Below are 12,187 nucleotides of genomic sequence, written 5' to 3'. Positions count from 1 at the left end.
CAATATAAAACTAAATCATATACTATGTCAACTTCAACAGTAGCAGAAAACAAACACAAAGAGGCACAAGATTTTATGCCTATTAACGGTACCGATTATTTAGAACTTTATGTAAGTAACTCTAAACAAGCGGCACATTATTATAAAACCGCTTTCGGTTTTAAATCCTTAGCTTATAAAGGTCTTGAAACCGGTAGTAGGGATTTTGAATCCTATGTGGTAGAGCAAGATAAAATTAGATTGGTTTTGACGTCACCGTTAAAGAGTGGTACAGATGTGGGTAGGCACATAGACAAGCATGGTGACGGAGTTAAGGTAACGGCACTGTGGGTAGATGATGCTACCTATGCTTACAACGAGGCTATGAAAAGAGGAGCTAAAAGTTACATGGAGCCAAAAACCGAAGAAGACGAGCACGGTAAGGTGGTAAGTTCTGGTATTTATTCTTATGGTGAAGTAGTACACATTTTTGTAGAGCGGAAAAATTATAACGGTACATTTTTACCAGGCTACCAAAAATGGGAAAGCGATTATCAGCCAACGTCTACTGGATTAAAATTTGTAGATCACATGGTAGGTAACGTGAACGAAGGTAAAATGAATTATTGGGTAGATTTCTACGCCAATGTAATGGGCTTTAAGCAAATAATGTCTTTTGATGATAAGGATATTTCTACCGATTATACAGCGCTCATGAGTAAAGTAATGAGTAATGGCAACGGTCGTATTAAATTCCCGATCAACGAGCCTGCTCCTGGAATGAAAAAATCTCAGGTAGATGAATATTTGGAGTTTTATGAAGGTGAAGGTGTACAACATATTGCCGTAGCAACCGATGATATCGTAAAAACGGTTTCTGATTTAAAAAGTAGAGGTGTGGAGTTTTTGACTATACCTACAACGTATTATGATGTATTGACAGAGCGAGTTGGTGAAATTGATGAGGATATAGAATCATTGAGAAAACTAGGTATTTTGGTAGATCGTGATGATGAAGGATATCTGTTGCAAATTTTCACCAAAACGGTACAGGCAAGACCAACCATGTTTTTTGAAATTATTCAGCGTAAAGGAGCAACTTCTTTTGGAAAAGGAAATTTCAAGGCTTTGTTTGAAGCTATTGAACGTGAGCAAGAATTAAGGGGAACCTTATAAGTTCAACAGATTTCTTGACATGCCAAGAATAGTTTAATTTTAATAAAATAGTAGTAACTAACAAAACGAACGTATATGCCTATCTATCATAAGCAAGGTGCGTTGCCGCCAAAAAGGCACACGCAGTTTAGAAAACCCAATGGGGAGTTGTACTCGGAACAATTGTTCGGTACCATTGGTTTTGACGGTATGTCCTCTTTATTATATCATCAAAATAGACCTACCATGGTCAAAGAGATCGTAAAGAGTACCGATGTGTCTCCTAAAATTGCTTTGGAGAAGAATATACGTTCGTTAAAGTTGGTTAGTTTTAATGCACCCGCAAAAGACGATTTTTTAGTAGCTCGTGAGCCACTATTGGTCAATAGTGATATCATCATTGGGGTAGCGGCACCACGAAAATCGTTACGCGAATATTTTTATAAGAATACCGATGCCGATGAAATGTTGTTCATACATAAAGGCTCTGGTATCTTAAGGACTATTTTTGGGCAAATTCCTTTTGAATATGGTGATTATCTGATCATTCCCAGAGGAACCATTTATCAAATAGATTTTGATAGTGAAGACAATCGCATATTATATGCCGAATCATATTCGCCAATTTATACGCCAAAAAGGTATCGCAATTGGTTTGGGCAGTTATTGGAACACTCTCCGTTCTGTGAGCGCGATTACAAATTGCCGAAAGACCTTGAAACATTTACCGATACCAATGAACATTTGATAAAGGTGAAAAAGCAAGGGGTCATGCATGAAATGGTATATGTAGGGCATCCTTTTGATGTTGTAGGTTGGGATGGATATAATTTCCCATACGGATTCTCCATTCATAATTTTGAGCCTATTACGGGCAGAATTCACCAGCCGCCACCAGTGCATCAAACTTTTGAAACAAATGCCTTTGTAATTTGTTCGTTTGTGCCAAGACTGTACGATTATCATCCGCAGTCCATTCCGGCACCATATAACCATTCCAATATAGATTCGGATGAAATGCTGTATTATGTTGATGGTGATTTCATGAGCAGAAACGGTGTGCAACCGGGTAATATTTCTTTGCATCCCGCAGGTATACCACACGGTCCGCATCCAGGTGCTGCAGAACGTAGCATAGGTCAAAAAGGGTCTGAAGAATTAGCGGTTATGATAGACACCTTTAAGCCGTTGATGGTTACTGAGAATGCCATGAAATTAGATGATGGCGATTATTATCAATCTTGGTTATAACAGAAATAAGAAAACACTTGACAACACTAAGAACATGGGTCAGCGTACCCCATAATTCAGATTTTTCCATTTACAATCTTCCTTTTGGCATTTTTTCGGTGAACGATGATAAGCCAAGAGTAGGTATTGCTATTGGAGCGCAAATTGTTGATTTGGTTGTGGTATCAGAGTTAGGGTTGATAGAGGTCGATGCCAACTATTTTAATCAATCAACTTTAAACGAGTTTATTGCTCTAGGAAAGAAGATTACCAATAAAGTCCGTTTAGATATACAGCAGTTGCTGGTGATTGAAAATTCGCCATTAAAAAATCATCCGGAAGCATTTGTGCAACAGAAAGGCGCTACGATGCATTTACCGGTGCAAGTAGGCGATTATACGGATTTTTATTCGAGTATTGAGCACGCTACCAATGTAGGTAAAATGTTTCGTGATCCAGAAAATGCGCTATTGCCCAATTGGAGGCATATTCCGGTAGGCTACCACGGTCGCGCTTCTTCTATTGTAGTTAGCGGTACCGATATTCATAGACCTATGGGTCAAGTGAAAACCAATGAAATGGAAACACCGGTTTTTCAAGCATCGGGGCTTATAGATTTTGAATTGGAAATGGGGTTCATAGTAGGTAAATCTACACAATTAGGAGAACGAATTACAGTTGAAAATGCTTCCGAACATATTTTTGGATTGGTGTTATTCAATGACTGGTCCGCTAGGGATATTCAAAAATGGGAATATGTACCTTTAGGTCCGTTTTTGGGCAAAAGTTTTGCATCATCCATGTCGCCGTGGATTGTTACGTTAGAGGCATTGGAGCCATTTAAGGTTCAAGGTCCTAAGCAAGATCCAGCTGTACTTTCGTATTTACAATATGAGGGAGCCAAAAATTATGACATACAGTTAGAAGTAGGGATGTCTTCCAAATCTTCGGAAGAAACAATAATCAGTCGCTCAAACTTTAAATTCATGTATTGGAATATGATGCAGCAATTGGCGCACCATACCGTAAACGGATGTAATGTAAATGTAGGCGATGTCATGGCATCGGGTACCATATCGGGCAAAGATGAAAGCTCCTATGGATCGTTGTTGGAGATTTCGTGGGGAGGTAAAAAACCTTTCGAATTAAAAGACGGAAGCAAACGCACCTTTATTGAAGATAATGACACCATAACCTTGAAAGGATTCGCGGAAAAAGAAGGCGTAAGGGTTGGTTTTGGTGAAGTAACGGGTACTATTTTACCCAGTAAGTAATTTAGAATATGAGCACAATGTCACAACACGAAGAAATAAATACAATTGACCCGGCAAGTATATCTCAACAAGAACTGCATGGGTATTTATTATCTGCTGTAGCGCCAAGACCTATTTGTTTCGCCAGCACAATTGATAAGGACGGCAATGTAAATTTGAGTCCGTTCAGTTATTTCAACTTATTCAGTGTAAACCCTCCGATCATGATTTTTTCCCCTTCAAGAAGAGGTCGTGACAATACCACCAAGCACACCTTGGAGAATGTATTGGAAGTAAAGGAAACGGTAATCAATATAGTGAATTATGACATGGTAGAGCAAATGTCATTGTCAAGTACCGAATACGGTGATGGTGTAAATGAATTTGTAAAATCAGGGTTAACCCAAGTGCCAAGTGATAAGGTAAAGCCACCAAGAGTAGGGGAAGCTCCCGTAGCTTTTGAGTGTGTGGTGGATCAGGTAATAGCATTGGGTGATGGTCCGGGAGCAGGAAATCTAGTGTTGGCAAAAGTAGTTCAGATACACGTAAAGAAAGCATTTCTAGATGCCGAAGGAAAATTGGATACCCCCAAGTTAGATTTGGTTGCCCGTATGGGCGGTAATTGGTATTGCAGGGCTAATGGCGATGCCTTGTTTGAAATACCAAAACCTATACGAACCAAAGGTATTGGGGTGGATATGTTGCCAGAAGCTGTGCGTAACAGTACGGTACTGACGGGGAATAATTTGGGTAGATTGGGGAATTTAGAAGAATTACCTACAAAAGAAGCAATTGCTGCTATTGCAGCACATGCAGAGGTGAAATCTATACTAAACGGCGATGAAGATGCTGTGGCATTGCACAAACTGGCACAACAGTGGTTGGTAGAAGGAAAAACAGAAGATGCTTTGGCCTTGTTGCATTTGGGGGTTTAGTTACAAATCATCAGGTTCAATATGTATTAATATGTGATCTAGGTTCGGAATTTCATGATGTAGATGGTCTTTTAGTAAATGTGCAATATCATGCCCTTTTGTAACCGATATAGTGCCATCTACCATGGCATGGAGGTCAATATGATATTTCATTCCGGCTTTTCGTATAAAACATTTTTCTGTACCGGTAACCCCGGGTACTTCCAGTGATTTTTTACGTATTTCTTCCAATAGTTCGTCATACCGTTGCTCGTCCATTATTTCGCCTAACGCAGGTCGTAAGATTAGGTAGCTATTGTAAAGAATAAAACCCGAAGCAATTAGGGCGGCCCAATCATCGGCCGTTTCGTAACCCTTTCCAAAAATTAGGGCAATTGAAATGCCTATAAAAGCCATGATCGATGTTATGGCATCACTTCTATGGTGCCAAGCGTCCGCTTTTAGCGAAGTACTATTGGTTTCCTTACTTTTTTTAATGACGATTCGGTATGATATTTCTTTCCAAAGAATGATAACGCCAAGAACTAATAATGTCCATGATTTTGGGGTTTTGTGTGGAGTTTGTATGTTATCAATGCTTTCATAGGCAATAACGGTTGCAGATATCACTAGAAAAGCAACAATTAAAAAAGTAATAATGGGTTCTATTTTACCATGACCGTAAGGGTGATTTTCATCTGCGGGTCTTTCTGCATACTTAAATCCTAATAACACCAAAATAGAGGAGAAGATGTCAGTGGTAGATTCAATGGCATCTGCAATAAGAGCGTAAGAATTACCAAAGAATCCCGCTAAACCTTTAATAAGGGCCAAGAGGATATTACCTATAATGCTAAAGTATGTTGTTTTAATGGCAGTCTGTTCAATACTCATGGGACAAAGGTACAGTGCCAAGAAAATGTATGATAGCTTAATGTGATATAATTAATGAAAGGGTTGTGTTAAATAGCTTTTTCATAAGCCTCTTTTAGCCAGTCAATTAATTCGGTATCCACTTGGGAAACTTCGGTAAGTTGAACTCTATGGGTGCACATGGTACCGAACGGACCAGAATTCTGCAAGCGCTCAGTAGTTGGCTTGTCTTTTATTTTTAATCCTAAATCTATTCTGGTTTTGGTAGCAGGTTTTATCAATGCAAATTGCTTTTTGCGAATAATACTTACGGTAGTTTTCTTTGGGGTTATGGTAATATCATCTCCAAAAGGCTTTATTGCAAATAGCAACTTTTCATAAATTGGGAGTAGGCTTTCTTTACCTTTATATTGCTGATCGACCAAATCCGTTGGAGCATGGTTTTCTTCTTTTGAAAGGGTAACAATGGTATTTGCAAAACCGTGGGTAACACTATGTTCTTTCTTTAAATAATTGACACCTTCAGAATGTTTGGCAAATGACTTTTCTTTAAGAATGGTCTTCCATTCATTCAATGATTTCCCCGTCTTTTCAGGCATGTTATCGATCATGGTTTGCAGTGCCTTTTCCATAAGTAGAGCGTTTTATGTACGTTTCAATTTACAAAAAAATAGTAACCCCTTGGGTTGCGTTATTCAGCACCATCTTTTTTTTTAAAGTTATTCTATCCAAAAAAGATCAACAAACACCCCCTAACATTAGCAATCTATCAATAAATAGCGTTCCAACTCCAATTTGAATAAAAATTTTGTGATTCATGCCTACTTATATTCATTTGCTGATTAATGTGCTTATATTAGGTAGTACCGAAATCCCACAACCGTATGGCATTAAAAGTTGCAATTAAACACAAGACCAAGTATATCTACGATAGAAGTATAAATCTATCGCCACATATTTTTAGGTTGCGTCCGGCACCACATAGTAGAACACCAATAGAGGCTTATTCAATTAAAATTAAACCTGAAAATCATTTTTTTAATTGGCAACAAGATCCTTTTGGAAATTATTTGGCACGAATTGTTTTTCCCGATAAAACCACTGAGCTGTCAATTGATGTAGAAATTATAGCCGATTTAAAAACAATCAATCCGTTCGATTTTTTTGTTGAGGAAGCTGTAGAGGAATTTCCATTTAAATATTCCGATGAGGCTAAGAAAGAACTTTTGCCTTATTTGGAAAAAGTGGAGAGTGGTCCGTTATTGAATGAGTGGTTGTCAAAGATAGATTTGACTCCGCAAAGAAGTATAGATTTTTTAATTGGGCTAAATAGCAAATTGTATAATTACTTGGATTATACGTTGAGAATGGAGCCCGGGGTACAAACCTGTGAAGAAACCTTAGAGGCTAAGTTGGGTTCTTGTAGGGATTTTGCATGGTTGCTGGTGCAAACACTTCGTCATTTAGGTTTGGCGGCTCGCTTTGTTTCCGGGTACTTAGTACAATTGAAGTCCGATGAAAAATCACTGGATGGTCCTTCTGGTCCAGAAGAGGATTTTACCGATCTTCATGCATGGGCAGAAGTATATTTGCCCGGTGCCGGATGGATTGGTCTAGACGCCACATCTGGTTTGTTTACGGGAGAAGGTCATATTCCATTGGCATGTACACCATCTTATGAAAGTGCCGCACCGGTAAGCGGATTCAGTGATTTTGCCGAAACTACCTTTGAATTTGAAAATTCGGTTACCAGAATATTTGAATCGCCACGTGTAACCAAGCCCTACACAGATGAACAATGGCAAGCAATCTATGATCTTGGTTTTAAGGTAGAGGAAGAATTGCAGGCCAATGACGTTCGTTTAACTATGGGTGGCGAACCTACCTTTGTCTCTATAGATGATATGGAGTCTGAGGAGTGGAATACCGCTGCAGATGGTCAACACAAAAGGGAATTGGCGAGCAAACTTTCCATCAGGCTACTAGAGGTATTTGGTAAAGGGGGGCTCTTGCACCACGCACAGGGTAAATGGTATCCTGGAGAGGCCTTGCCACGTTGGCTCATTGGTATCCACTGGCGCAAAGACGGAAAACCCATTTGGAACGATCCAAGTTTATTGGCATCTTTCTCTGAGGAATATAAAATGCCCAGAAATATTACCAAACGATTTTTAAAGACTTTAGGGGGCTATTTGGGTTGTAAGACCAACAGTGTAATGCCAGCCTATGAAGATGCTTTTTACTTTTTATGGGAAGAAGGAAAATTACCGGTAGATGTCAATCCTAAAAAATATAATAAAGATGATGGTCACCTACGTAGAAAATTGGGTGAAATATTGGAAAATGGAATTGGTGAAGTAGTAGGTCACGTATATCCTTTGACCAAAAAGAACAATAAATGGCTTACGAATAAATGGAAGTTTAGAAATAAAAATTTGTTTCTTACACCCGGTAATTCCGCTATAGGACTACGTTTGCCTTTGGCGGCATTGCCCCAAGACCCACCAATACCTTCAGAACCAACGGCTGAGGTAGAGTTGTTTGAACCCTCGCCGGATTTGCCAAAACCTGGCGATGCATTGGAAAAACGATTGAAATTAAAATCTATAGGTCACCCAAGAAAGCACCCTTATGTGCGTACGGCAATTTGTGCAGAGGTCAGGGAGAATAAATTATTTCTTTATTTGCCTCCGTTAGATAGTGCCGAAGACTTTTTGGACTTGGTGGCAAGTATAGAAGCTACGGCAAAAGAATTGAAAGTTCCGGTGATTCTAGAAGGCTATGAACCACCTCGTGATAATAGGTTAGAAGTTTTAAAGGTGACCCCTGATCCTGGTGTTATTGAGGTAAACGTACATCCTGCAAAAAATTGGCAAGAACTTACGGACAATACGCTAACCTTATATGCCGAAGCAAAGCAGGCCCGCTTAGGAACCGAAAAATTTATGCTAGATGGTAAGCATACCGGTACAGGCGGTGGTAATCACGTTACCTTGGGCGGTGTAACTCCGGCTGATAGTCCGTTATTACGTAACCCTCAGTTATTACGAAGTCTTTTGACTTTTTGGCAACATCACCCCGGACTGTCCTACTTGTTCTCAGGTGCATTTATAGGGCCTACTAGTCAGGCTCCACGAGTAGATGAGGCAAGGTTGGAGAACTTATATGAACTTGAAATTGCCTTTTCGCAAATACCAGATGATAAAGAGGTACCGTTTTGGATCACTGACCGTCTGTTCAGGCATTTGTTGACGGACATAACAGGGAATACCCATAGAGCGGAGTTTTGTATAGATAAATTATACTCTCCGGATTCTTCGTCCGGGCGTTTGGGTATCTTGGAGCTACGTGCTTTTGATATGCCTCCTCATGCGCAAATGAGCTTAATGCAAATGTTGTTGGTGCGTACGTTGGTATCATGGTTTTGGAAAAAACCGTACAAACACAAATTGGTGCGTTGGGGTACGGAATTGCATGACAAATTCTTGCTGGAGCATTATGTAAAAGAAGATATTAAGGATATTGTAGAGCAGTTGAACGAAGCGGGATATCCGTTCAAATTAGATTGGTTTGATCCCTTCTTTGAGTTCCGTTTCCCGTTATACGGTATGGTAGATGTCAATACCATACAAATGGAATTGCGTATGGCCATAGAACCGTGGAATGTGCTTGGTGAGGAAATGACCGGTGGCGGAACATCCCGTTATGTAGATTCTTCATTAGAGCGTGTACAGGTAAAAGTCAATAATTTTAATGAAAAGCGATACTCCTTAACGTGTAATGGAGTTAAAATTGAATTGAGCTCAACAGGAACAAAGGGCGAGTACGTAGCGGGAGTGCGTTTTAAGGCCTGGGAACCATGGTCTGCCTTACACCCGACTATTGGGGTAGATACTCCGCTGGTATTTGATATAGTTGATGATTGGAACAAAAAGTCGATTGGTGGCTGTACCTATTTTGTGGCACACCCAGGCGGTAGGTCGTATGACACCTATCCGGTAAATAGCTTAGAAGCAGAATCGCGCAGAATTAATAGATTTTGGGATATTGGCATGACACAAGATGAGGTAACACCTACAGAATTGGTGGCTTCAACAAATTTTACGGGCAGAATGGTAGAACCTAAGAAAGGTTCAAATACATTTGCATACAAAGAGATGCCGGTTAACCCAGAGTATCCACATGTAACAGATTTGCGTAAGAAGTAATTGAAGAGGTAATGCCAACAACAAAAACCACGTGGTTCAATAATTATGATACCCAACAGGGCAATGATGAAATGTATTCATTGAACAATGGTATAAAACCCTATTGGAGTAAACTATTGACCAATTTTGATAACTTGGGGATCACGGGCCTAACGGCACGTCAAAAAGATATAGACTGGCTGTTGTCAGAAAATGGGGTCACTTATAATGTGTACAACGATCCACAGGGTATGCATAGACCTTGGAACCTTAATGTGGTTCCTTTTATGCTGCACCAGAATGAGTGGGCAGAAGTCGAGGCAGGGTTGAAGCAAAGGGCAGAATTACTCAACTTGGTGTTAAAAGATGTCTACGGCGACCGAAAATTAATAAAAAACGGTATTGTACCCTATGAAGTAATTTATGGGCATAGGGGTTTTCTTAGGCAATGTTCCGGTATGGAGCTTCAGTTAGAGCAGTATTTGTCTATTTATGCCGCAGATTTATGCCGTGGAACAGATGGGCGTTTATGGGTAGTAAATGACAGGACAGAAGCACCATCAGGTATGGGGTATGCTTTGGAGAATAGATCCACGACCAGTAGAATTCTGCCGGATTTGTACGCGGAAATGAAAGTGAAGCGTTTATCCGGATTTTTTCAGGAATTCAATCAAATGCTTATTGATGCCGCACCTGGGAAAAAGGAAAATCCGAATATTGTGATTCTTACACCGGGCTCACATAACGAAACCTATTTTGAACATGCCTATATGGCGTCTTTCTTAGGGTATCCATTGGTACAAGGTAATGATATGGTGGTGCGTGATGGCTTTCTTTGGATGAAGTCTTTACAAGGCTTAAAGCAGATCGATGTGGTATTGCGTAGGGTAGACGATGCCTTTACCGATCCCTTGGAACTACGGGAAGATTCACATTTGGGCGTAGCCGGATTATTGGATGTTGTACGAAGAAACAATGTAGCGGTCATAAACCCCATAGGAAGTGGAGTTATTGAAAATCCGGGATTGATTCCGTTTATGCCGGCCATAGCAAAATTCTTTATGGATGAGGAATTAAAATTACCTCAGATCGCATCATGGTGGTGCGGACAAGAAAAAGAAAGAAACTTTGTTTTGGATAACATTTCAAAATTGGTCATAAAAAGAATAGATCGTACCAATAGGGAAAGTATCTATTTTGGAGAATTAATGAGTGCGGAAGCATTGGATGAACTTAAAAAAGTCATTTTGGAGCGTCCCTATCGTTTTGTTGCACAAGAACGCATTAATTTCTCAACGGCTCCCAATTTTACCAATGATAAATTAGCGCCAAGAAATGTTGTGGCAAGAGCGTTTTGCATCGCATCTAAAAAAAACTATTCCGTAATGCCAGGTGGTTTGGTCAGGGTGGCTCCAGATGGCGAGACGGTAAGAGTGTCTAATCAAAGAGGTGGTACCAGTAAAGATTTTTGGATATTGGACGATGAACCCATTGTGGAAGAAAAAAATAGGCATTGGCAGCAAAAATCATCTATTGCCATTTCGGGACTAAATGATTTACCCAGCTTAACGGCAGAAAATTTATATTGGGCGGGGCGCTATGTGGGGCGTACATTGGTAAATGCACGTTTTTTACGTACGGTAATGCGACAAATGGCCATTGTGCAGAACAGAAACGAAAAACCCGATTCTGAAAAACTTAAGGTGCTTTTTAAAGCGGTTACACAATTGACGGGTACCTATCCTGGCTTCGTGGAAAGAGCAAAAGATGGCAAATTGGCCATGGATAATCCGTATGAGGAAATGTTATCCGTTATTTTAGATAAGCATAGGGTGGGCAGTCTGGCGCATACCATAAGTATGTTCGGAAACTCCTATTATTCCATCCGTAATTTATGGTCCTCGGATATGTGGCGTGTATTTGAGAATATCCAAAAAATTTGGAACTCCTTGGTAGATGGTGATGATCACTCCATAAATAAAATTCTCAAAGTTTTAAATCAATTGATTACACGTTTAATTGCATTTATGGGGCTCATTGAAGAAAGTATCATGGTGCAACAAGGTTTGCTATTATACTTTATAGGGTTGCAATTGGAGCAAAGTAGTTTGAATATTACTAAATGTAGGGCCTTATTGACCATAAAATATGATGAGCAGGTAGAGTATGATTTGTTGGAGTACCTGTTGACCAGTCATGAAAGCCTTAATATATACAGATACAGTTACCGCTCTCATATAGAGTTGGCACATGTGTTGGATCTAGTGGTATTGGATCTGGATTATGCACGTTCATTGACCTTTATGATCAATAGATTGCAAAAAGATATCGCAAGATTGCCACACTCCAAACATGACCATCAATTAAGTAACTATCAAAAATTTGTATTTGAGGCATTTTCAAAGTTAAGATTGGCAGAGTCTTCTAAGCTGGTTCGGACAAAATCTGAAACAGATGTTACAAGAGAGCAGTTAGATACCCTTTTAAAAGAACTTTCTGATTTGTTGTATAAGACCTCACAATCTATATCCAATACCTATTTTAATCATACGGACAAGCAAACACAATTGTTTACACAGTCATTTCCCATTTAATA

8 protein-coding genes are annotated in these 12,187 nt (G+C 39.6%); 6 read left to right on the top strand and 2 right to left on the bottom strand.

Annotated features, from left to right (window positions below):
- Positions 1 to 24 precede the first annotated feature (24 nt).
- From hppD to B2Z27_RS11490, 4 genes are all read left to right on the top strand, one after another.
- Positions 25 to 1,155, top strand: a complete 1,131-nt coding sequence (gene hppD / locus B2Z27_RS11505) for a 4-hydroxyphenylpyruvate dioxygenase (protein WP_071340338.1) — start codon at positions 25 to 27, stop codon at positions 1,153 to 1,155.
- A gap of 75 nt (positions 1,156 to 1,230) precedes the next feature.
- Positions 1,231 to 2,385 (top strand): homogentisate 1,2-dioxygenase, encoded by a 1,155-nt coding sequence (locus tag B2Z27_RS11500; protein WP_286813764.1) that lies wholly within the window; start codon positions 1,231 to 1,233, stop codon positions 2,383 to 2,385.
- 17 nt (positions 2,386 to 2,402) lie between these two features.
- A complete protein-coding gene (fahA, locus tag B2Z27_RS11495) occupies positions 2,403 to 3,638 on the top strand; it encodes a fumarylacetoacetase (RefSeq protein WP_286813763.1) in 1,236 nt (411 codons plus the stop codon).
- Between the two features lie 17 nt (positions 3,639 to 3,655).
- Positions 3,656 to 4,552 carry a flavin reductase family protein gene (locus B2Z27_RS11490; RefSeq protein ID WP_286813762.1) on the top strand — a complete coding sequence of 299 codons (897 nt, stop codon included), beginning with the start codon at positions 3,656 to 3,658 and terminating at the stop codon, positions 4,550 to 4,552.
- Here the strand turns inward: B2Z27_RS11490 and B2Z27_RS11485 are convergent, their stop codons facing one another.
- Together B2Z27_RS11485 and B2Z27_RS11480 are read right to left on the bottom strand one after the other, a co-directional pair.
- On the bottom strand, positions 4,553 to 5,425 hold the full coding sequence (locus tag B2Z27_RS11485; RefSeq protein WP_286813761.1) for a cation diffusion facilitator family transporter: 873 nt from the start codon (positions 5,423 to 5,425) through the stop codon (positions 4,553 to 4,555).
- Between the two features lie 68 nt (positions 5,426 to 5,493).
- Positions 5,494 to 6,036, bottom strand: coding sequence for a DUF4287 domain-containing protein (locus B2Z27_RS11480; RefSeq protein ID WP_286813760.1), 543 nt, complete (start codon positions 6,034 to 6,036; stop codon positions 5,494 to 5,496).
- A gap of 252 nt (positions 6,037 to 6,288) precedes the next feature.
- Between B2Z27_RS11480 and B2Z27_RS11475 the strand changes: the two genes are divergently transcribed.
- Together B2Z27_RS11475 and B2Z27_RS11470 are read left to right on the top strand one after the other, a co-directional pair.
- Complete coding sequence (locus tag B2Z27_RS11475; RefSeq protein ID WP_286813759.1) at positions 6,289 to 9,612, top strand: DUF2126 domain-containing protein; 3,324 nt, start codon at positions 6,289 to 6,291, stop codon at positions 9,610 to 9,612.
- Between the two features lie 11 nt (positions 9,613 to 9,623).
- Positions 9,624 to 12,185: a circularly permuted type 2 ATP-grasp protein gene (locus B2Z27_RS11470; RefSeq protein ID WP_286813758.1), complete on the top strand. Its 2,562-nt coding sequence runs from the start codon at positions 9,624 to 9,626 to the stop codon at positions 12,183 to 12,185.
- Positions 12,186 to 12,187: the final 2 nt, after the last annotated feature.

The organism is Maribacter sp. UBA3344, assembly GCF_002362375.1.
Classification (GTDB): domain Bacteria; phylum Bacteroidota; class Bacteroidia; order Flavobacteriales; family Flavobacteriaceae; genus Maribacter; species Maribacter dokdonensis.
This window is presented reverse-complemented; position numbering and strand designations above follow the sequence as displayed.